This window comes from Paraburkholderia phymatum, assembly GCF_040965635.1.
GTDB lineage: Bacteria > Pseudomonadota > Gammaproteobacteria > Burkholderiales > Burkholderiaceae > Paraburkholderia > Paraburkholderia phymatum_B.
The window spans coordinates 100,680-121,236 of the sequence record NZ_JBFRCH010000012.1 but is presented as its reverse complement, the minus strand read 5'-3'; the positions used below and the strand labels follow the sequence as shown (position 1 = coordinate 121,236).

Annotated in this window: 18 protein-coding genes; 4 read left to right on the top strand and 14 right to left on the bottom strand. The window is 63.2% G+C overall.

What is annotated here, in order from left to right; translation table 11 throughout:
• Nucleotides 1-8: 8 nt before the first annotated feature.
• The gene (locus AB4Y32_RS21380) at nt 9-962 is read right to left on the bottom strand and encodes a LysR family transcriptional regulator (protein WP_368723255.1); all 954 of its coding nucleotides are present in this window, start codon (nt 960-962) and stop codon (nt 9-11) included.
• A gap of 66 nt (nt 963-1,028) precedes the next feature.
• Between AB4Y32_RS21380 and metE the strand changes: the two genes are divergently transcribed.
• Nucleotides 1,029-3,332 (top strand): 5-methyltetrahydropteroyltriglutamate--homocysteine S-methyltransferase, encoded by a 2,304-nt coding sequence (gene metE / locus AB4Y32_RS21375; RefSeq protein ID WP_368723254.1) that lies wholly within the window; start codon nt 1,029-1,031, stop codon nt 3,330-3,332.
• A 9-nt stretch (nt 3,333-3,341) separates the two neighbouring features.
• Here metE and senB read toward each other — a convergent pair whose 3' ends face one another.
• Nucleotides 3,342-4,352, bottom strand: a complete 1,011-nt coding sequence (senB, locus tag AB4Y32_RS21370) for a selenoneine biosynthesis selenosugar synthase SenB (RefSeq protein ID WP_368723253.1) — start codon at nt 4,350-4,352, stop codon at nt 3,342-3,344.
• A 19-nt stretch (nt 4,353-4,371) separates the two neighbouring features.
• Between senB and senA the strand changes: the two genes are divergently transcribed.
• Nucleotides 4,372-5,562: a selenoneine synthase SenA gene (gene senA, locus AB4Y32_RS21365; RefSeq protein ID WP_368723252.1), complete on the top strand. Its 1,191-nt coding sequence runs from the start codon at nt 4,372-4,374 to the stop codon at nt 5,560-5,562.
• Between the two features lie 321 nt (nt 5,563-5,883).
• Nucleotides 5,884-6,306 (top strand): universal stress protein, encoded by a 423-nt coding sequence (locus AB4Y32_RS21360; RefSeq protein ID WP_368723310.1) that lies wholly within the window; start codon nt 5,884-5,886, stop codon nt 6,304-6,306.
• Between the two features lie 295 nt (nt 6,307-6,601).
• Here AB4Y32_RS21360 and AB4Y32_RS21355 read toward each other — a convergent pair whose 3' ends face one another.
• The 6 genes from AB4Y32_RS21355 to AB4Y32_RS21330 all read right to left on the bottom strand — a co-directional run bounded on the left by AB4Y32_RS21355 (nt 6,602) and on the right by AB4Y32_RS21330 (nt 12,678).
• A complete protein-coding gene (locus AB4Y32_RS21355) occupies nt 6,602-6,910 on the bottom strand; it encodes a transposase (protein ID WP_368723251.1) in 309 nt (102 codons plus the stop codon).
• Nucleotides 6,911-6,931: 21 nt separating this feature from the next.
• On the bottom strand, nt 6,932-7,879 hold the full coding sequence (locus tag AB4Y32_RS21350) for an electron transfer flavoprotein subunit alpha/FixB family protein (protein WP_368723250.1): 948 nt from the start codon (nt 7,877-7,879) through the stop codon (nt 6,932-6,934).
• A gap of 28 nt (nt 7,880-7,907) precedes the next feature.
• Nucleotides 7,908-8,657, bottom strand: coding sequence for an electron transfer flavoprotein subunit beta/FixA family protein (locus AB4Y32_RS21345; protein WP_368723249.1), 750 nt, complete (start codon nt 8,655-8,657; stop codon nt 7,908-7,910).
• Between the two features lie 32 nt (nt 8,658-8,689).
• Nucleotides 8,690-9,862, bottom strand: coding sequence for a CaiB/BaiF CoA transferase family protein (locus AB4Y32_RS21340; protein WP_368723248.1), 1,173 nt, complete (start codon nt 9,860-9,862; stop codon nt 8,690-8,692).
• Between the two features lie 2 nt (nt 9,863-9,864).
• A complete protein-coding gene (locus AB4Y32_RS21335) occupies nt 9,865-11,037 on the bottom strand; it encodes a mandelate racemase/muconate lactonizing enzyme family protein (RefSeq protein WP_368723247.1) in 1,173 nt (390 codons plus the stop codon).
• 165 nt (nt 11,038-11,202) lie between these two features.
• A complete protein-coding gene (locus AB4Y32_RS21330; RefSeq protein ID WP_439899817.1) occupies nt 11,203-12,678 on the bottom strand; it encodes a benzaldehyde dehydrogenase in 1,476 nt (491 codons plus the stop codon).
• Between the two features lie 211 nt (nt 12,679-12,889).
• Between AB4Y32_RS21330 and AB4Y32_RS21325 the strand changes: the two genes are divergently transcribed.
• Nucleotides 12,890-14,053, top strand: coding sequence for an acyl-CoA dehydrogenase family protein (locus tag AB4Y32_RS21325; RefSeq protein WP_368723245.1), 1,164 nt, complete (start codon nt 12,890-12,892; stop codon nt 14,051-14,053).
• Nucleotides 14,054-14,150: 97 nt separating this feature from the next.
• Here the strand turns inward: AB4Y32_RS21325 and AB4Y32_RS21320 are convergent, their stop codons facing one another.
• The 6 genes from AB4Y32_RS21320 to AB4Y32_RS21295 form a co-directional block, all read right to left on the bottom strand.
• On the bottom strand, nt 14,151-14,813 hold the full coding sequence (locus tag AB4Y32_RS21320; protein WP_087738461.1) for a TetR/AcrR family transcriptional regulator: 663 nt from the start codon (nt 14,811-14,813) through the stop codon (nt 14,151-14,153).
• Nucleotides 14,814-14,824: 11 nt separating this feature from the next.
• Nucleotides 14,825-16,057, bottom strand: a complete 1,233-nt coding sequence (locus AB4Y32_RS21315; protein WP_368723244.1) for a CaiB/BaiF CoA transferase family protein — start codon at nt 16,055-16,057, stop codon at nt 14,825-14,827.
• A gap of 111 nt (nt 16,058-16,168) precedes the next feature.
• Complete coding sequence (locus AB4Y32_RS21310; protein ID WP_368723243.1) at nt 16,169-17,482, bottom strand: MFS transporter; 1,314 nt, start codon at nt 17,480-17,482, stop codon at nt 16,169-16,171.
• 1 nt (nt 17,483) lies between these two features.
• Entirely contained in the window at nt 17,484-17,693 is a 210-nt protein-coding gene (locus AB4Y32_RS21305; RefSeq protein WP_368723242.1) for a hypothetical protein, read from the bottom strand.
• Nucleotides 17,694-17,702: 9 nt separating this feature from the next.
• A complete protein-coding gene (locus AB4Y32_RS21300; RefSeq protein ID WP_368723241.1) occupies nt 17,703-18,980 on the bottom strand; it encodes an MFS transporter in 1,278 nt (425 codons plus the stop codon).
• A 14-nt stretch (nt 18,981-18,994) separates the two neighbouring features.
• Nucleotides 18,995-20,128 carry a porin gene (locus AB4Y32_RS21295; RefSeq protein ID WP_368723240.1) on the bottom strand — a complete coding sequence of 378 codons (1,134 nt, stop codon included), beginning with the start codon at nt 20,126-20,128 and terminating at the stop codon, nt 18,995-18,997.
• Nucleotides 20,129-20,557 lie beyond the last annotated feature (429 nt).

Sequence of the window (20,557 nt, the reverse complement as noted above, 5' to 3'; positions counted from 1 at the left end):
CGGCAGCGCTACGCGCGCACGCGCGCCTCTGCCCGCTCCGTCTCGCGGGCCATCGCGACGAACGCCGTCAGATAGTCGATCGTGTCATCGGATTCACGCGTGCCGAGAAAGATCTGTTTCGCGATGCCCTTCTTGCCGAGCCGCAGCGGCGTGATCGGCATCCAGCCCGCGTACTCTTCCGCGAGCCAGCGCGGCAGCGCCGCGACGCCCCGGCCGCTCGCGACCATCTGCAGCATGATGTCGGTCGTTTCGATCACCTTGTGACGCTTCGGCACGACGTTGGCGGGCGTCAGAAATTGCGTGTAGATGTCGAGCCGGTCCGTTTCGACGGGATAGGTGATCAGCACTTCAGAAGCCAGATGCTCGGGCGCGACATACGGCTCGTTCGCGAGCGCATGCGCATCGGCGACGACGAGCACCTGCTCGTAATCGAACACTGGCTGAAACCGCAGCCCCGGCTTTTTCAGCGGATCGGGCGTGACGAGCACATCGATTTCATAGCCGAACAGCGCGCCGATGCCGCCGAACTGAAAGCGCTGCTTCACGTCGACATCGACATCGGGCCAGCGCGCGAGATACGGCGACACGACCTTGAGCAGCCACTGGTAACACGGATGGCATTCCATGCCGATGCGCAACGTGCCGCGCTCGCCCTGCGCGTACTGCTTCATGCGCGCTTCCGCATGCTCGAACTGAGGGAGCATACGGTTCGCGAGTCCAAGCAGGTACTGGCCTGCTTGCGTGAGGCGCATCGCGCGTCCCTCGCGCGTCCAGACGGGCGTGCCCAGTTGCTGCTCCAGCTTCTTCACGGTGTGGCTCAACGCCGACTGCGTGAGATTCAGCACGTCGGCAGCAGCCGTGAGCGACCCTTGGCGCTCGACCTCTCTGATCACCATCAGATGACTACGTTCGAGCATCCCGCCTCCATGAACAGAACTAATGTATGCATGAAATAAATCCATTTTTATTCATACATCGAAAATTCTATCATCGCTTTCAGGCTCTTTTCTGTGGACGGCATAAGAACGATGGTCACGACGCACAACCTTGGTTTTCCGCGCATCGGCGCAAACCGCGAATTGAAATTTGCACTCGAGAGCTACTGGAAAAACCAGTCATCACGCGACGAGCTGAAGGCCGTCGGCGCGCAGCTTCGCGCGCGTCACTGGAAGGATCAGATGCGCCTCGACTTCGTACCCGTCGGCGATTTCGCGTTCTATGACCAGGTGCTCGACATGAGCTTTACGCTCGGCAATCTGCCCGAGCGCGTGCGCGGCTTTCATGGCGATGCGCTCGACAACGCTTTCCGCGTCGCGCGTGGCCGCTCCGCTCAAGGCGACGAAGATCATCGCGCATGCTGCGGCGGCGTGGCCGCCGGCGAAATGACGAAGTGGTTCGACACGAACTATCACTACATCGTCCCCGAGTTCGACGCGCGCACGCAGTTCTCGCTCGATCCCTCGCGTCTCATCGAACAGCTTGCGCAAGCGCGCGCAGTCGGCGTGAACGCGAAGCCCGTCATCATCGGGCCAGTGACGTATCTGTGGCTCGGCAAATCGAAGGACGGCTCCGACAAGCTCGCGCTGTTGCCGCGCCTGCTGCCCGTGTACGCGGCGCTGCTCGACTACTTCACGGCGCAGGGCGTCGAGTGGGTGCAGATCGACGAGCCGGCGCTCGTGACGGAACTCGACGCGAAGTGGCGCGAAGCGTTCGTTACCGCATACGATGCGCTGTCGGCACGGCGCGTGAGGCTGCTGCTTGCGACTTACTTCGGGCCGTTGCAGGACAATCTCGAACTCGCGTGCAAGCTGCCCGTCGATGGCCTGCATATCGACGCGATCAATGCAAGCGATGAAGTCGCGCAGCTCGCGGCGCAACTGCCGGATTCGACGGTGCTGTCGGTGGGCGCGATCAATGGCCGCAATATCTGGAAGACCGATCTGAACGCAGCGCTGCAATGGCTCGAACCGCTGCATCGCACGCTCGGCGATCGGTTGTGGATCGCGCCGTCATGCTCGCTGCTGCATGTGCCCGTCGATCTCGACAGCGAGCAGAAGCTCGACGCCGAAATCAGATCGTGGCTTGCGTTCGCGCTGCAAAAGCTCGACGAACTGATGGTGCTGGCGGGCGCGCTGAATAACGGCCGTGCATCCGTCGCCGCTGCACTCGATGCGAATGCCGCCGCGATCGAAAGCCGCCGCGTCTCGCCGCGCGTGCACAACCCGGCTGTGAAGGCGGCCATCGCGCGCATCGATGCCGCGCTCGGCAAACGCGCGAGCGCGTATGCGCAGCGCGCCGACAAGCAGGCGGCGCTGCTCGATCTGCCCGCGTATCCGACGACCACGATCGGCTCGTTCCCGCAGACGAACGAAATCCGTCACGCGCGCAGCGAGTTCAAGCGCGGCGCACTCGATCAGGCGGGCTACAAGGCGGCGATGGAACGCGAGATCGCGCGCGCCGTGAAAGAACAGGAAGCGCTCGGCCTTGACGTGCTCGTGCATGGCGAAGCCGAACGCAACGACATGGTCGAATACTTCGGCGAACAGCTCGACGGCTACGCGTTCAGCCAGTTCGGCTGGGTGCAGTCGTATGGCTCGCGTTGCGTGAAGCCGCCGATCCTGTTCGGCGACATCAGCCGCCCGAAGGCGATGACAGTCGAATGGACGCGATACGCACAGTCGCAAACCAGCAAGCCGATGAAAGGCATGCTGACCGGGCCAGTCACGATCCTGAACTGGTCGTTCGTGCGCGACGATCAGCCTCGTTCGGTGTCGTGCCATCAACTGGCGCTCGCGATTCGCGACGAAGTGCTCGACCTGGAAAAGGCCGGCGTGCGCATCATCCAGATCGACGAGGCCGCGCTGCGCGAAGGGCTGCCGCTGCGCCGCTCGCAATGGAACGCGTATCTGCAATGGGCGGTGGAATCGTTCCGCATCGCCGCGAACGGCGTGAAGGACGAAACGCAGATCCACACGCATATGTGCTATTCGGAGTTCAACGACATCATCGCGTCGATTGCCGATATGGATGCGGATGTGATCACGATCGAAACCTCGCGCTCCGATATGGAATTGCTCGATGCTTTCGACGACTTCAACTATCCGAACCAGATCGGCCCTGGCGTCTATGACATTCATTCGCCGAACATTCCGGGCGAGGACCACATCGTGAACCTGATGCGGAAAGCGGCGGAGCGGATTCCCGCCGAACGTCTGTGGGTGAACCCCGATTGCGGCCTGAAGACGCGCGCGTGGGAAGAAGTGATTCCCGCGCTGACGAACATGGTCGCGGCCGCGCGCACGCTTCGGCAACTGCCCGCTACGCACGATTAGCAATGCGCGCTATCGCGACGCCTGAGCCAGCGCGTCCCTGACCAGGCTGACAACTGCCGCATGCTCCATGGCGGGCGCGAACAATGGCGCCCGCCGTGCGCATTGCTGCTGGAGCGCTGTCAGAAACGCGCTGTCCCGGCTCGCGCGATCGAGCAGCGCGGCCAGCGCCCCGTCGTCGCCGGGCGGGAAATAGCCGTCGTAGTCGCGCCCCAGCATGCCGATGTTGCCCGCGATGCGGCTGGCCAATACGGGAACGCCCGCATTCACCGCTTCGATGATCACGTTCGCGCCGCCTTCCATCACGCTCGAAATGACCATCGCATCGGCGTTGGCAATGCGCCGCAGCGTGGCGCCGTGTGGCAGTCCCTCATACCAGACATAGCGCTGCACCGTGGGCCACGCCTTCTCTTGCAATGCCTGCGCCGCCAGCCGATACTCGTCTTCCAGTGCGCGGCCGATGTGGATCAGCCGGACTCGCGAATCGTCGGGCAGACGCTCCAGCGCGCGCATCGGCGTGCGCGGGTCTTTCTCCGCGCGCATGTGACCGACGAGCACGACGTCGAACGTACGACATCGGCGCGTCGACGGTATATCGGTTTTGCGCGCGGGCGCGGACTGGTAGATGACACGGCATTTCGCGCGATACGCAGCCGTCATTTCCGCCAGCCCCTCTTCCTGCAGCACGACCAGATGTGTAGCAAGATCGAGAGAGCGGCGCGCGGATTCGTCGACGCGAATGTCCCGGTAGAGATCGGTGCCCGTCAGCACGACGATGCGGGGACGATCCGGGCAAGCCTCGGCAAACCTGGCGATACTCGGAGCCGAACGCCGCGCGTGCAACGCGATCAGACAGGCAGGCGGCTCGTGCCGCTGATCGGCGGGGGGCCATTCGGCGTCGAGCGAAACCTGGTAGTCCGGCCGCAGGAACCTGAACCAGCGATTGGCCGTCTGCCAGTTTCCGTTGTTGGCGCTGCGCAGTGCGGGGCTCGCGATGAATATTCTGGCCATTGGAGGACGCATGGTGGTACGGATTGGCAGAGTGACAACACGCAAACTGGACAAGGCCCAGCTGGACGCGGCATTCGTCGATGCTCATCGGCGGACATGGGCGATCCTTGCAGATCTGACACCCGCGCAGATGCAGGTTCCTTGCGACCCCGGCATCAATCCGCCGCTGTGGGAATACGCGCATGTTGCCTGGTTCACGGAACACTGGATACTGCGCGATCCACAACGAAACCCGCAAGGCCGTTTCGCTCCCACGCGCCCCTCGCTGCTCGCAAGCGCTGACCGATGGTTCGACTCGGGACGCGTTGCGCACGACAATCGCTGGCATCTGGACCTGCCGCCGCTTGCAGAGATTATCGACTACGCGGACGCCGTGCTGGAACAGGTGCGCGCGAAGCTCGCCGCCTCGACGGAATCGGATGAGGACCTCTATTACTTCCGTCTCGCGTTGTACCACGAAGACATGCATGCCGAAGCGCTGACCTACATGCGGCAGACGCTGGACTATCCGCCGCATGCGCCGCTCGCGGTGCGGCCCATCGAGCATCTCGCGGAGACGAGCGAGATCGCGGTCGGCGGCGAGACGTTCCAGATGGGCGGATCACGGGACGATGGCTTCGTGTTCGACAACGAAAAATGGCGACACGCGGTGTCCGTCGGGCCAGCGCAGATCGACCGCCAATGCGTGAGCAACGCGCAGTTCATGGAATTCGTCGCGGCAAACGGCTATGCGGACGAGCGCTGGTGGTCAAGCGATGGAATCGGGTGGCTCAGGGGCACCGGCCTGAAAGCGCCGAAGCGGTGGCGCGAAGCGGCGGGGGCAGGCAACGGCTCCGCGCGCTGGGAGCATCGCTGGTTCGGCCAATGGCAGCCGCTCCCGCTGTCGCAGCCGGTCTGTCACGTCAACGCGTACGAAGCGGAAGCGTTTTGCCGCTGGCAAGGCCGGCGCTTGCCGACGGAAGCCGAATGGGAATACGCGGCCTGCAACGAACTGATCGAATGGGGCGAGTCGGTGTGGGAATGGATGGCCGATCCCTTCGAGCCGTATGCGGGCTTTTCCGCGGACCCATACGAGGACTATTCGGCGCCGTGGTTTCATACGCATCGGAGCGTGCGCGGCGCGTCGTTCGTCACACGCGACAGGATGCGCAATCCTCGTTATCGAAACTTTTATCTGCCACACCGTAGCGATATCTTCGTGGGGTTCCGTACCTGCCGTTGAGAGCCTCGTTCGGAGCCTTGATCGGAAAGCGCAACCGGACCGCCGTTTGCAGCGGCGACGAAGGGCAACGGCTGGATAACATCGAGTCGCATCGCCTTCGACGCCGGCCGCAAACGGCTCGCGACACTTGCCGCCTTGAACATCGCCTATGTGGAGTTTTCGTGCGATCAGATGGTTGCCGAGTGCTGTGGCGTTCTGCCACCCGGGACGAAAAATGGCCGGATGATCATCGTCAATACCCGAGCGACGGCAAGAAGGATACTGAGCACGTGTCGGTCTGATTGTCTCTGTCACTGCCGCGCGATGCGCGACTCACTATCCATGTTCAAACACATCCTTCTTCCCGTTGACGGTTCCGACGTATCGCGCAGGGCCGTTTCAAGTGCCATCGAGTTCGCACGGATCAGCGGCGCGCGTCTCACACCCTATACCTGCGTACACGACCAGTGGATTCCAACCGATAACGAACTGTGGCCTGAATATGCGTCACGCGCACACGATGACGCCCGGGCAGAGCACGCGAAGATCGAGGAAGCCGCCGCCGAAAATGGCGTGCATTGCGTCGGCGCGACGTCGGTCGCGTCGTCTCCCTATCTGGGGATCATCGCCAAGGCGCTGGAGCTCGAATGTGACGTGATCTTCATGGCGTCGCACGGTCGGAACCGGGTCAGCAGCATTCTGCTCGGCAGCGAAACGCAGAAGGTGCTCAGCCACAGTACGATTCCCGTCCTCGTCTTCCGTTGAAGTCGCCATACCTCGATTTCAGGTCTTGAGCAACGCGAAGAAGCATGCCTTTGGACGCCGCTCGTCCATCGGCGCGTAACCGAACGTGCCCGGGTGTTTCGAGGACGCACGCATAGAAGCGCTCGCGATCTGCGAGCTTGCCCTGGAAGGCCGGAGCGCATAGCCTCGCCGATGGCACTGCTGTCGCTATCGGCGTCATCTTTTGTCTTCCGTCTTCGCGGGCGGATCGGATATAGAGTCTCCGGCTCCGGATTGCTTGAAGGCAGATCAACGGGAGCGGGTCTTCCTCCATTCGCTATCCCCTTTTGTCCTTGCTCTTTGTCGTAGCCGGGGATAAGGGAAGCGCAATATCGAGCGCGTCCACGACTTTGTCGAGCGTGCCATCACGGCACCATTGACGGTATTTCATGTAGCACATCTGCGCAGGCGGGCCGTCACGCGGCAGATGATGCCAGTGCTCGTGTTGCATCAGCACCCATAAGATCGCGTTCAGGAGCTCGCGCGGGTCGCGGGGCACGCGACCGTATCCGCGCATCCTGTCGCAAGGAAGCAGGTGCGCGGCCTTGTCCCAATCCTCATCGGACAATGGTTCAAAGCTCGTCACCTGCCCCACTCGCTGATCGGCTTACGCGAGACTCGTACAGAGTTCCGGCACGAGTGTGAACAGATCGCCAACGAGACCATAATCCGCGACGCTGAAGATGGGCGCCTCTTCGTCCTTGTTGATCGCGACGATCACCTTCGAGTCCTTCATGCCCGCGAGGTGCTGGATCGCGCCCGAGATGCCCACCGCGATGTACAGCTGCGGCGCAACGATCTTGCCCGTCTGGCCGACCTGGTAGTCGTTCGGCACGTAGCCCGCATCGACGGCTGCTCGGGATGCGCCCATTGCTGCGCCGAGCTTGTCGGCGAGCGGCTCGAGAATCTTCGTGTAGTTCTCGCCGCTGCCCAGACCCCGGCCACCCGACACGATGATGTTCGCCGACGTCAGTTCCGGACGGTCCAGCTTCGTGACTTCACGGCTCACGAACTGCGAGATGCCGGCATCGGCTGCGGCTTCGATCTTCTCGACCGACGCACTGCCGCCTTCCGCTGCAACCGGGTCAAAGCCCGTTGCGCGTACCGTGATGACCTTGATCGGATCAGCCGATTGCACGATCGCGATCGCGTTGCCTGCGTAGATCGGGCGCTCGAACGTATCCGCGCTATCGACAGCCGTGATGTCGCTGATCTGCGCGACGTCCAGTTTCGCGGCGATGCGCGGTGCGATGTTCTTGCCGTAGGCCGTCGCGGGCGCGAGGATGTGCGAGTAGTCCTTCGCGATGTTCAGTACCGTCGCCTCGACGTTTTCCGCCAGGCCTTCGGCGAGTTGCGGCGCATCGGCGAGCAGCACTTTCGCCACGCCTGCAATCTTCGATGCAGCTTCAGCGGCTGGCTGCGCGTTGTGACCCGCAACCAGCACATGAATGTCGCCGCCGACGAATTTGCCAACTGCGTGCGCGGCAGCAACCGTGTTCAGCGTCGCGGCCTTGATCGACGCGTTGTCATGTTCAGCAATTACCAGAATCGTCATTTCATTCGTCTCCGTGTGCCCGAAAAAATCAAAGCACCTTGGCTTCCGTCTTGAGCTTCTCGACCAGCGTCTTCACGTCCGGCACCTTGACGCCAGCGGAGCGCTTCGGCGGCTCGCTGACCTTCAGCGTCTTCAGACGCGGCGTGACATCGACGCCAAGCTCCTCGGGCTTCACGGTTTCGAGCGGCTTTTTCTTCGCCTTCATGATGTTCGGCAGCGTCACGTAGCGCGGCTCGTTCAGGCGCAGATCGGTCGTCACCACGGCGGGCAGTTTCAGCGACAGCGTTTCCGCGCCGCCATCCACTTCACGCGACACGGTCGCCTTGCCATCGGCCACGACCACCTTCGATGCAAACGTCGCCTGCGGCAGGCCCGCCAGCGCGGCCAGCATCTGACCCGTCTGGTTCGAATCGTCGTCGATGGCCTGCTTGCCGAGGATCACCAGCTGCGGCTGCTCCCTGTCGACCAGCGCCTTCAGCAGCTTGGCCACGGCCAGCGGCTGCAGGTCTTCATTCGATTCGATGAGGATCGCGCGATCCACGCCGATCGCCAGCGCCGTACGCAGCGTTTCCTGGCACTGCGCGACGCCCGCCGACACCGCGACCACTTCCGTCGCGACACCCGCTTCCTTCAGGCGCACGGCTTCTTCGACGGCGATTTCGTCGAACGGATTCATCGACATCTTCACATTCGCGAGATCGACGCCTGTCCCATCCGACTTCACGCGAACCTTCACGTTGTAGTCGACCACTCTCTTCACTGGCACCACGATTTTCATCTTCGTCTCCACCTATCCACTAACACGGCCCGCTACGCACCTTGCGCGACGCCATCGAGCAGGCGCGCGATGTCATCCGGTGAGTAGCCGAGTTCCGCGAGCAGCACGCGCGTCGAGTCGCCCACGGCCCCTACGGAATGACATGGCGCAGCCGGCGTCGCGCTGAAGCGCGGAGCGGGGCCGGGCTGCGTAATGCCGTCGACCGTCGCGAACGTGCCTCGCGCCTCGTAGTGCGGATGGCGCGGCGCCTCGTCGAGCGACAACACGGGCGCAAAGCACACATCCGTGCCTTCGAGCAGTTCGCACCATTCGGCCCGCGTCTTCCGCCTGAACGCTTCGGCGACGCGCTCCTTAAGCGCCGGCCATTGCGATTCGTCCCACTGCTGATCGAATGCCACATCGTCCAGTCCGACGAGTTCGCGCAAGAGCTTGTAGAACTGCGGCTCGATCGAACCGATGGAGATGTACTTGCCATCGGCGCACGCATACGCATCGTAGAAATGCGCGCCGCTATCGCCGTTGTTCGTGCCCGCCTCGGCGTGCCAGATGCCTGCCGAACGCCAGCCGTACATCAGCGACGCAAGCAGCGCCGCACCTTCGCAGATCGAAGCGTCGACCACCTGGCCTTGCCCGCTCAGCTTCGCCTGATGCAGAGCCGACAGCACGCCGAACGCGAGCAGCATGCCGCCGCCGCCGAAGTCGCCGATCATGCCGGGCGCGGCAACGGGTGGCCCGCCTCGACGCGCCGTCGAATGAAGCGCGCCCGCCAACGCGATGTAATTGATGTCGTGCCCCGCGGCTTGCGCAAGCGGACCCGTTTGGCCCCAGCCCGTCACGCGTCCATACACGAGCGACGGCTTGCGCGCGAGACACACGTCCGGACCGAGCCCGAGCGATTCCATCACGCCCGGACGAAAGCCTTCGAGCACGATGTCCGCGCGCTCGATCAAGGAGAGCGCGATTTCCGTCGCCGCCGGACGCTTCAGATCGAGCGCAATCGATTCGCGTCCGCGCGCGAGCACGTCGCTGCTGCGCGCGGTCAGCGCGCCCGCGCCGCTGTCGCGAACGGGGGCCCGCTTCGTCGCGCGATCGATGCGAATCACGCGCGCGCCGTGATCGGAGAGCATCATGCCGGCGAACGGCGCGGGGCCGAGCCCCGCGAACTCGATGGCGGTAATCCCCGTCAGGGGGCCCTTGCGCTCCATCGTCACAGCGCCACCACGCGCGCTTGCTTGCCCTTCGTGAGGTTGCGCACCAGGAATTCTTCGTTCAGCTCGATGCCCAGACCGGGCCCTTCGTTCGGGTACGTATAGCCGTTTTCGAAGCGCGGTACGTTCAGCGCGATGTCGTTGCCCGGCGCGATGTCCTTGCTTTCCCACACGCCGTGAATCGTCAGCGGTCCCGTCGACTCGTTCAGGAATTGCGATGCCCACTGGTTGCTCGTCCACAGATGCGCGGACGGGCTATGTTCCAGACCCGAGCCGATCATGCAGCCGCACATCACGGGCAGCCCCGAGAGTCGCGCGAGCGTCAGCCAGCGCTGCGACTTCAACAGCCCGCCTGCCTTTTGCAACTTGATGAAGAGGCCATCGGCCGCGCGCCGGTCAATGATGTCCTTGATGTGATGCAGTTCCTTGGCCGCCTCGTCTGCGTAGATCGGCGTGCGCACCTGGGCGCGCAGGCGAGCCATCCCTTCGATGTCCCAATGCGGCAGCGGCTGCTCGATCAGTTCCAGGTTCGCGTCGTCAAGGCGGCGGATCGTGCGCAACGCCGTCTCGTAGTTCCAGAAGCCGTTCGCGTCGACCGTGAGACGGATGTCCTTGCCAACGGTCTCGCGCACCGCGTACACCATCCGGATGTCGTCTTCGACCGAGCCGAAGCCCGTCTTCATCTTCAGCAACTGGAAGCCTTGCTTGTGTGCAACGATCGCCTCGGCCGCCACCTGCTCAGGCGTGCCCGCCGACAGCACCCAGCCCATCGCCGCGCCCGAGATCGTGCGCCCGCCGAGCAACTCGTACACGGGCACGTTGAAGAGCTTGCCTTTGAGATCGTGCAGCGCAAAGTCGACGGTCGCTTTCGCCTGGTTGTTGTCGCGCACGAGCAGGTCCATCTTGCCGACGAGCTTCTCGATGTTGCGCGGGTCTTCGCCCAGCAGAACACGCGGCGCGATGACGTCGCAGATCATCGACATGATCGAGCCCTGCATCTCGCCCATGTACCACGACGACGTGTCGCCCGAATCCGAGAAGCCCACCGTGCCGTCATCGCACGTGAGCTTCAGGATGACGCTGTCGATTGCCTCGATGCGCGTGTTCGGCATGATCATCGGTTTTTTCATCGGGGTAGAGACGGGAATGACTTCGACTTTGACGATCTTCATGATGGTTCCAGTTGGTTCCAGTTGGTTCCGGTAGGCAGAGGTAAAGAAGCCCTGCCGCGCTCGGTCGCTAGCGTGCGAGAAGCGCGGTCGGGCGGCGTTGGCTAGTTGTCCTGATGCAAGGAAGTGGCGCGCCGTAGCGCCGCCATTACCGTGTCGGAGCGCGAGTCAGAGCGGATATTGCGGCGGCGTCTGCCGCACCGTGATCCATCGCCATTGGGTGAACTCGTCCCAGTTCGCGGGGCCGCCGTGACGCGAGCCGTTGCCGGACGCGCCGCGTCCGCCCATCGGCATCGTGCCGTCATCGTTTACGGTCTGGTCGTTGACGTGCACGAGGCCCGTCCTGAGCCGGTCGGCGATCGCCATTCCTCGGCCCACGTCGCGTGTGTAGATGCCCGCCGAAAGGCCGTACTCGCTGTCGTTGGCATGAGCGATCGCTTCGCCATCCGAAGCAAACGGCGTGATGCACACAACCGGCCCGAAGATCTCGTCGCGGAATGCGGGCATCTCCGGCGTGACATCGGCGAGCACGGTCGGCTGATAGAAGCTGCCTTCGCCGCTGCCGCCTGCGAGCAGCTTCGCGCCCATCCGCACCGATTCGTCGACGATCTGCTGCACGCGCTCGACCTGCTTGCGCGTGATGATCGGACCGAGCGCGACGTTGCCCGTATGCGGGTTGCCGACGGGCAGTTGCTTCGCCTTGTCGGCCATGCGCTGGGCGTAGGCGTCGGCGATCGATTCGTGGACGAGATGACGGCCCGCGCTCATGCAGATCTGTCCTTGATGCAGCCACGAAGCCCAACTGCCGCCCGATACGGCGAGATCGAAGTCCGCGTCGTCGCAAACGATGAGCGAGTTCTTGCCGCCCAGTTCGAGAGCGACCTTCTTCAGATGCTTGCCCGCAAGCTCTCCGATACGGCGGCCGACCGCCGTCGATCCCGTGAACGAAATCATCGCGACATCCGGATCGGTGACGAGCGCCTCGCCCGCATCGGCTTCGCCGGGCAGCATGCTCAACACGCCTTCGGGCAAGCCCGCCTGTTGAAGCAACAGCGCGAGCAGCACGCCGCCCGACACGGGCGTGCGCGGATCGGGCTTCAGAACGACCGCGTTCCCGGTTGCGAGCGCGGGCAGCGTCGCGCGCGACGTCAGCAGGAAAGGAAAGTTGAACGGCGAAATCACGCCGACGACGCCATGCGGCACACGCAGCGCCATGCTGACGACGCCCGGCTGGCTCGGCAGCACGAGTCCCGGCGGTTGCGTCAGCATCGCGGCCGCTTCATGCAGCAGATGCACGACGGACTCGATTTCGAAACCGGCCTTGGGTCCGATCGCGCCCGTTTCGCGCACGATCCATTCGGCGTATTGAGCGCGGTTCACATCGAGAAGAGCGGCGGCCTTGCGAAAGATCGCCGCGCGCGAAGGATAAGGCATCGCTGCCCACGCGGCTTGCGAAGCGGCCGCCAGCGCGCACGCTTCGCCCACGTCCTGCGCATTGGCCTTGCCCGTCGCCACCAGTTGCAGGCCGGTGGCAGGCTCCACGACGTCGATGTGCCCGCCCGCAAGTGATTTCCAGTTGCCGAGCAGTCCGCGGCCCGACCAGTCAACGGCATTCAGTAGGTTGTCCGCCATATCTGTCTCCATGATTCGCCCTGTCTTCTGAGGTATTTCACTGGCGTGGAATCGACTATAGAAGTCGTCACAAAAAAAGTCAACCAACTAGGCGGTTGACTTTTTGCACATCGATAGACAATACTGTCTGAAAGGCTATTACGCTCGCATAGCATTCGCATTTTGCAAATTAGCCAACCAATTGGTTGATCGATCAATTCAGACGAGGATCAAGGGAGACACCGTGGAATCTCTGTTCGGTAACTATCGTTCGCCGTGGATGACGGAAGAACTGGACATGCTGCGCACGACGGCACGCCGCTTCTTCGAGAAGGAAGTCACGCCGCACCAGGAGAAGTGGCGCAAGCAGCACTACATCGACAAGTCGGTGTGGCTGAAGGCGGGAGAACTGGGCCTGATCGGCGTCAGCTATCCGGAGGAACACGGCGGTCACGGCGGCAACTACGCGCACGATGTCGTGATCATGGAAGAACAGGCGCGCGCCTGCGACACCGCGTGGGGCTACGTGCCGGGCGTGATCGGCGCGCCGACCACGCTGATCCTGACGGGTACGCCCAAGCAGATCGACAAGTGGCTGCCGCCCATCATCCGCGGCGAAAAGCTGCTGGCGTTCGCGGCCACCGAGCCGGACTGCGGCACCGACATCAAGACGCTTCGCACGACGGCGCGTCGCGAGGGCGACGAGTACGTGCTCAACGGCTCGAAGATGTTCATCACGCACGGCTCGCGCTCCGACCTCGCCATCGTCGCCGCGCGCACGAACGGCCCCGGCGCAAAGGGCATCTCGCTCTTCATGGTCGAGAAGGACAAGGTGAGCGGCTTCAAGGTCAACAAGATTCTCGAGAAGATGGGCCAGCACGGCCTCGATACCTGCGAAATCTTCCTGGACGACGTGCGCGTGCCGGCGGAGAACCTGCTCGGCGGCGTCGAGGGCAACGGCTTCGGCAAGATGATGGACAGCTTCGTGAAGGAGCGCCTGACGATCGCCGTTACCGCAATCGCCAGCACGGAACGCGCGATCGAACTGACGCTTGATCACGTCAAGCAGCGCAAGATGTTCAACCAGACGCTGTGGGACTTCCAGAACACGAAGTTCAAGCTCGCCGAATGCGTGAGCCAGGTGCGCATCGGCCGCGTGTTCATCGACAGCCTGATCCAGCGTCTGGTGGAGGGCGTCAACCCGCCGTCGGCGGAAGAAGCCGCGATGGCGAAGGTGTGGTGCTCGGAAGTGCAGTGGAAGGTGATCGACGAATGCGTGCAGCTGTTCGGCGGTTACGGCTACATGGCCGAATACCCGATCTGTCAGTTCATGATGGATGCGCGCATTCAGCGGCTCTATGGCGGTTCCAACGAAATCCTGAAGGAACTGATCGCCCGCAAGCTGTAAACGAAACGCGGCCGCCTGTGTAGGCGGCCGCGAGCGTTCTGAGGTGTTTCGAAAGAGGCGGGAATCTGCCCGCCTTTCTTTCTTCGTGACGTTGTGGCTAGCGTTGAGGCCTGGCTGCAATGCCTTGAATCAGCATCGTCATGAACGTCTCGACGACTTCGTCGATGCTGTACTTCCCATCCTCCTGATACCACTGCGGCACCCAGTTCAGCATGCCGAACAGCATCGCTGACAGCAGCGCCGGCACGCACGGCTTGATGTCTCCCGCAGCGATGCCTTCCGTGATCAGGTCGCGCACGGTCGTATCGAGCCGGCGCTGGAAGCGGCGGATATCGAGGCTCGCTTCCGTCGTCAGCGGACGCAGCCCCACCACCACGAGACAACGGCCGAAGTCGCTGTTCTGCGCATGTGCGAGGCTCTGCGCGAAGTAGCGCAGCCGCTGCAACGTCGGCACGCTGCGATCCTTCACCTTTTCCACGACTTCGTCGAGGTTCTCGAACGACTTCACGAGGCAGAAGTACAGCACCTCTTCCTTGTTCTTGATGTAGTGGTACAGCGTTGCTTTATGCATGCCGATCTGATCGGCGATCATGTCAAGCGACGTGGCTTCGTAACCGTTCTGCGCGAAAAGCTGCGCGGCGATACGCAAGATCGCAAGGCGCTTGTCTTCGTGCCGGACAACGGGCGGCGCCTTGCGGCGTCGACCGGCCGGACGTTCGATGGTAGCCGGCAGAGCGGCGTCGTCGGGGCGTGTGGACATAGGGCTCGATTTTACACTGGCGCGCCGATCGCGCCTTCCGCGATCAAGCGCTCAACTTGAGCGTCGGCAACGTTTGCTTCGCGCAGGATTTCGCGCGTATGTTCGCCGAGTTTCGGTGCGCGATGACGCACGGCACCGGGCGTGACGGACAGCTTCGCAGGCACGCCCGGCACCGAGACCTCGCCTTCCAGTCCCGGATGCTCGACCTTCGGCAGCATGTTGCGAGCCGCGAAATGCGGATCGGCGAAAATCTCCTCCGCGGTGTAGATCGGGCTGAAGGGCACCTTACCGCCGAACATTTCGCGCAGTTCCGTCTTGGTGTAGCGCATGGTGAACGCCTCGATTTCGCCCGTCAGTGCGTCATTGTTTTCCCAGCGCAGCGTTTCGGAGCCGAATCGCGGGTCTTTCGCCAGATCGTCGCGGCCCATCAGCCTGCACAGTTGCAGCCATTGCGGATCGTGCGGCGCCGCAATCGCGATCATGCCGTCCTTCGCGCGCACCGTGCCTTGCGGCGCGAGCCCCGGCAGATTGTTGCCCACCGGCTTCTGCGAAACGCCGCGATACGAGTACTGGCTGACGAGAAGCTCCGACATCGAGAGAATCGAATCCGTCATCGCGACATCGACGTACTGCCCCTGCCCCGTCGCCTTGGCGTGCCACAACGCGGCCATCGTGCCGAAGGCCGCGTGCAGGCCCGGCACCGTATCGCCGGGACCGCCGCCGACCTTCACGGGATGCAGCTCGTCTTCGCCCGTGATGCCCATCCAGCCACCCATTGCCTGCGCAACGATGTCGAACGCCGGCCAGTCCATGTAAGGGCTCGCGCCGCCCGGCCTGTCGCCGAATCCACGCACCGACGTGTAGACGAGACGCGGATTGATTTCCCTCAGTTGCTCGTAGCCGATGCCGAGCTTCGTCAGCACGCCCGCGCGGTAGTTTTCGACCAGCACGTCAGCGCCACGCACCAGCGTACGGAACGTCTCCAGACCTTCGGCGCTTTTCAGGTTCAGCGCGATAGACCGCTTGTTCCGGTTGCACGACTGGAACAGCCCGCCGTAGTGGCGCTCCTGGTCGTCGTCGCGAAACGGGCCGATGCGGCGGAAGAAGTCGCCTTCCAGCGGTTCGACCTTGATCACGTCGGCGCCGTGATCGCCCAAGACCTGCGAACAGAAGGGGCCGGCTAACGCATGTGTCAGGTCGAGAACGCGTACGCCTCGCAAGGCGCCGCTCAGGGAATTCGTCATGTGCTCCTCCAGTCAATCAACTGGTTGGTTGAATCATTGAATCATTATCGCCCAGCAGACTGGCCGATGTATAGCTTTTTGGAGTCGAAGTCTGCGTTGTCACTGTATTTGTCAATGTGCAGCGCCGGGCGCCAACGTCGATGCCGACCGCTCGGGGTAGCGGCCGAGCATCAGGATCGCGCCCGCGCAAAACAGACACAGACCGCCGGATACTTCATGAATCGGCGCATACGACTTGAAGTGATCGAAGACCGCTCCGTAGACGAATGGGCCGATTGCGCCACAGAGCGTCGAGATGCCGAAGAGCGCGCCGTAGATCGAGCCCAGATGGCGCTTGCCGAAATAGCGCCGCGCGAGATATGGAATCAGATCGCCCTCGCTGCCCGTCGCGAGACCGAGCACCAGCGCGCTCAGCATGACCATGCCGGGGAGCCGGATGAAGTCGGTCGTGAGTACCAGGAAGACGGCCGCGCCGGCAAGACAAGCAACCGATGCAACCAGTGGCGCGAACGCGCGATCGAGCACGGCGCCGATGCCGACGCGTGCGACGGCAAGCCCGATACCGACCACGGCCGCCGCCTGGGCCGCGACGTCGCGGCCCAGTCCGCGGTCGGACACGAACGGCGCAAGATGCACGAACCCGCCCAGCACCGAGCACGACACGAGAAAGAACACGAGCGCGAGCAGCCAGAAGCGAAAGCTACGGAATGCCTGCCTGAAAGTCAGCTCGATGCCGTTATCCGGTTCGGCTTCGAGCAGTCGTTCTGCGCGCGCCTCTGAGCGAGCGCTGACCGAGTTGTAGTTGCGGAAGATGATCCGGTGAGCCACGAAGCCGAGCACGAGCGCGCCTGCGGCGAGGACCCTATACGCCTGCCGCCAGTCGACATGGTGCAGCAGCGTCACGGCGATCATCGGCATCGCGAAGCCGCCGATGCCTGTACCGAGCATCGCGATGCCGAGCGCCATGCCGAGCCGCTTGTTGAACGCGCCCGGCAAGATGCCGACGTAGCCGACGGCACTGGTCGCCGCTCCGCAGATGCCGATGAACGCGCCGACCATGCCGAACAGCAGATGATTCGGCGGCACGAGCGCGAGCAGCAGAAGCCCGATCGAAAACAACGCGATGGCCCAGCCGATCACCTTCGCCCAGCCGCGGCGATCCGCCATGTAGCCGACGATCGGCGCACCGACTGCGTTGCCGAACATCGCGAGCATCGGCAACAGGGCGACGTCGGCGCGGCCCCAGTGAAACGACGCTGCAAGGGGCTTGAGGAACACCCCGGCGACGCTGAAGAAGAACGGCCCGAAGCCGCAGCTCAGACCCAGCGCAGCGCCGAACACGATCCATGCCTTGTTGCGCGTGCTCAACGCTTGCGGCTCGTCGATTCCTCGCGGCAGTGCTGCCGTTGTCATGGACTTGGCCATCCTATGTCTCCCACGTCTCTTTCTGAAAATGGGCGCACCGGAAGACCACATGCTGAAGGCGCGCGGGCATTGCGTCGACGGTGCGCGCGTCGAGCGCGAGCGGCACGCCGAGATCGCGCACCGACAACGCATCCGAGCCAAAGAAGATTTCAGCCCTGTCGGACGGGCGCCAACCACGATCACAGAAGTGCGCGATCGCGTGTTGGGGCATCGGGGAGTTTCACTGTTTGTCGGCCGCAGGCGCTGCCGGATAGCGCCCGAGAAGCAGGATCGCCACCGCGCCGACGATGCACGCGGCACACGACACTTCGTGCACGACCGTATATGACCCGAAGCGGTCGAACGCGATGCCATACAGGAACGGACCGGCCGCGCCGCCGAGCGTCGCCGCGCCGAACAGGCAGCCGTAAATCGAGCCGAACGAGCGCTTGCCAAAGTACTTGCGCGCGAGGAACGGAATCAGATCGCCTTCTGAGCCCGTCGAAATTCCAAGCAGCAGCGCTGCCAGAACGATCATCGCGGGGACCTGCGCCGCGTCGGTGAGGAAGATCGCGAAGCCCACCGCGCCGATGCCAAAGCTGACGAGGGCCACGAACGGAGCGAACACGCGATCGAGCAGCGCGCCAAGCCCGACTCGCGCGATCGCAAGACCCGCACCGACGACGCCCGCCGCCTGCGCGCCGACATCGCGGCCAAGACCGCGATCGCTGACGAAAGCGGCAAGGTGTACGAAGCCGCCGAGAATCGCGCTCGAAATCACGAACATCACGACGGCGAGCAGCCAGAAGCGATAGCCGCGCACCGCTTCGCCGAGCGTAAGTCCGGCTTCGAGTGGAGCACTCTGCACGCTTGCACCGGCGCTTTTCTCGATGCGCACGTTTCGAAACAGCAGTCGATGAGCGACGATGCCGAACGCCAACGCGGCCAACCCGCACACAGCGAACGAATGACGCCAATCCATCATCACGCCGAGCCGGTTGGCGGCGATGGGTGCGAAGAATCCGCCGAGCCCCGTGCCGATCATCGCGAATCCGAGGGCCATGCCGAGCCGCTTGTCGAACACACGCGGCAATACGGCCAGATAGCCCGCCGCCGTCGTCGCCGCGCCGAGAAAGCCGATCAGAAAGCCGACGACGCCGACATACGCATGGTTGCCGGGCGCCACGGCGAGCGCGCCGAGCGACATCGAAAAGAGCGCGATCGCGCCCGCAATGACCTTGTTCCAGCCAATCCGGTCCGCGAGATAGCCGGCGACGGGCGCACCCAGCGCAGTGCCCGCCATCGCGAGCATCGGCAGCAGCGCGACGTCGGAGCGTCCCCAGCCGAACGTCGCTGTCATCGGCTTCAGAAAAATGCCGATGACACTAAAAAACAGCGGACCGAATCCGAACATCAACCCGATTGCAGCACCGCATACGACCCACACGCTCGCGGCCGTTTTCTCTTTCGACGATGCATCGAGCGCGGGCAACGCCTTCGTGCTCACAGAACGGCTCATGACGCGCTCTCCTTTCAAAACAGATGACGGACGCCGAGCTGCACGGCCGTCTGGTTACGCGACGACGACGCGCCCACGCCGTTCGGCAGCTTGGGGGACATCGAATACGGCGTCACCGCGAGGAAGTTGCCCGCGACGCTCGCGCCAGCGAACGCGTGCTGATAGGTGGCGAACGTGAACACGTCGGTGCGCTTCGACAGGCGATAGTCGAGACCCGCGCTCGCAATGTCGAACTTGCCGAGCTTGCGCTCATCGACATACGCGAAGCCCGCTCCCAGCTGGAAATAAGGCGTCGCCTGCCAGGTGAGGCCGGCTTCGTACGCGTTCGCGGTTATGGTGCCGAGCGGACTGTCGGATGCGTTCGTATAGGTGTACACGCCGTTGATGCCGAAGTCGCCGAGCTTCACCAGCCCGCCGAAGGCCGCGGTGTAGATCGATTTTGCGCCCAGCGCGACCTGTGCAATCGTGCCGCCCGTGCCAGGGCCGCTGTTGCCGCGGTCGGTCTTCGTGAACGCCGCGCCAAACGAATACGGTGCGTTGAAGCTGCCCGTCGGGCTGTACTTGAGCCCGACGCTCAATACGCGCGCCGATGACGGCGAGCCGCCGAACGCTCCCGCTGCGTTGCTGAAGCCATACATCACACCCGCGCCGAAACCGTGCACGGTCGGCGTCTCGTAGCGGACCATGTTGTGCACCTGTTCGCCGGCAAGGCGGTCGATGTCGTTGCCGAGATGAAACGAGTACGACGGCGCGAACTGTGTGACGTTCGTGTAGTAGGTCACGTAGTCGTAGATGAAGTCGTAGTCGTTACCGGCGATCAGCGTACCGAATGTATCGCTCGACAAGCCAACGAATGCGCGCCGGCCGAAAAGCGACCCGCCTTGCCCCGCAATGCCCGTGTTCAGATCGAAGCCGTTTTCCAGCGTGAAAACAGCCCGCAGACCGCCTCCCAGGTCTTCCGTGCCTTTCAATCCCCAGCGGCTCGACTGGGCGATTCCGCTGTCCATCTTCACCGTGCTGTGACCGCCCTGGTTGCTGATGTAGCTGATGCCGTCGTCGATGATGCCGTACAGCGTGACACTGCTTTGCGCCTGCGCCGCGCCTGCGAACAACGCAGCAAAAGTGGCAGCCACCACCCGATGCTTCATGTCTGTCTCCTGAAACCGGCTACGCCGGCTCACTTCTAATTAGTACTACTAGTCGTGTAGTTTGCGATCGGAACAGAAGCTTGCGGCCGGCATGCACATTCGAACGTATGCGTTCCACGCAGCGCGTTGCATCGAGACGGGGCGCACTGGAAAGCCGGGCCCCGAGGGATCGACCTGCATCCGTACGTTCCGTATCCAGCCGCGTTCTGCCAGAAAGCGCTTCACGGCCGAAACCGCGATTTCCCGATCACTCGTCCGGATGCAAAATTTCAACTCACGGGTTGAATTATTGACACGCGACCATGAGGAGTCAACGACTGCGGACTACGTGTTTACCTTGATAAGCGCCTTGAACCCCGTCGAATAAGGGATTAACTGGTCATTTTTTGGCTCAAGGAGTTGCCTGAGGCGCTGGGCGCAGTCCGTATA

Coding starts and splice junctions, on each gene's coding strand:
- AB4Y32_RS21380 (WP_368723255.1), bottom strand. CDS start 962: ATGGATTTATTTCATGCATACATTAGTTCTGTTCATGGAGGCGGGATG.
- AB4Y32_RS21360 (WP_368723310.1), top strand. CDS start 5,884: ATGTTCAAACACATCCTTCTTCCCGTTGACGGTTCCGACGTATCGCGC.
- AB4Y32_RS21335 (WP_368723247.1), bottom strand. CDS start 11,037: ATGAAGATCGTCAAAGTCGAAGTCATTCCCGTCTCTACCCCGATGAAA.
- AB4Y32_RS21345 (WP_368723249.1), bottom strand. CDS start 8,657: ATGAAAATCGTGGTGCCAGTGAAGAGAGTGGTCGACTACAACGTGAAG.
- metE (WP_368723254.1), top strand. CDS start 1,029: ATGGTCACGACGCACAACCTTGGTTTTCCGCGCATCGGCGCAAACCGC.
- senB (WP_368723253.1), bottom strand. CDS start 4,352: ATGCGTCCTCCAATGGCCAGAATATTCATCGCGAGCCCCGCACTGCGC.
- AB4Y32_RS21315 (WP_368723244.1), bottom strand. CDS start 16,057: ATGACGAATTCCCTGAGCGGCGCCTTGCGAGGCGTACGCGTTCTCGAC.
- AB4Y32_RS21305 (WP_368723242.1), bottom strand. CDS start 17,693: ATGCCCCAACACGCGATCGCGCACTTCTGTGATCGTGGTTGGCGCCCG.
- AB4Y32_RS21300 (WP_368723241.1), bottom strand. CDS start 18,980: ATGAGCCGTTCTGTGAGCACGAAGGCGTTGCCCGCGCTCGATGCATCG.
- AB4Y32_RS21310 (WP_368723243.1), bottom strand. CDS start 17,482: ATGGCCAAGTCCATGACAACGGCAGCACTGCCGCGAGGAATCGACGAG.
- AB4Y32_RS21340 (WP_368723248.1), bottom strand. CDS start 9,862: ATGGAGCGCAAGGGCCCCCTGACGGGGATTACCGCCATCGAGTTCGCG.
- AB4Y32_RS21350 (WP_368723250.1), bottom strand. CDS start 7,879: ATGACGATTCTGGTAATTGCTGAACATGACAACGCGTCGATCAAGGCC.
- AB4Y32_RS21320 (WP_087738461.1), bottom strand. CDS start 14,813: ATGTCCACACGCCCCGACGACGCCGCTCTGCCGGCTACCATCGAACGT.
- AB4Y32_RS21295 (WP_368723240.1), bottom strand. CDS start 20,128: ATGAAGCATCGGGTGGTGGCTGCCACTTTTGCTGCGTTGTTCGCAGGC.
- AB4Y32_RS21330 (WP_439899817.1), bottom strand. CDS start 12,678: ATGGAGACAGATATGGCGGACAACCTACTGAATGCCGTTGACTGGTCG.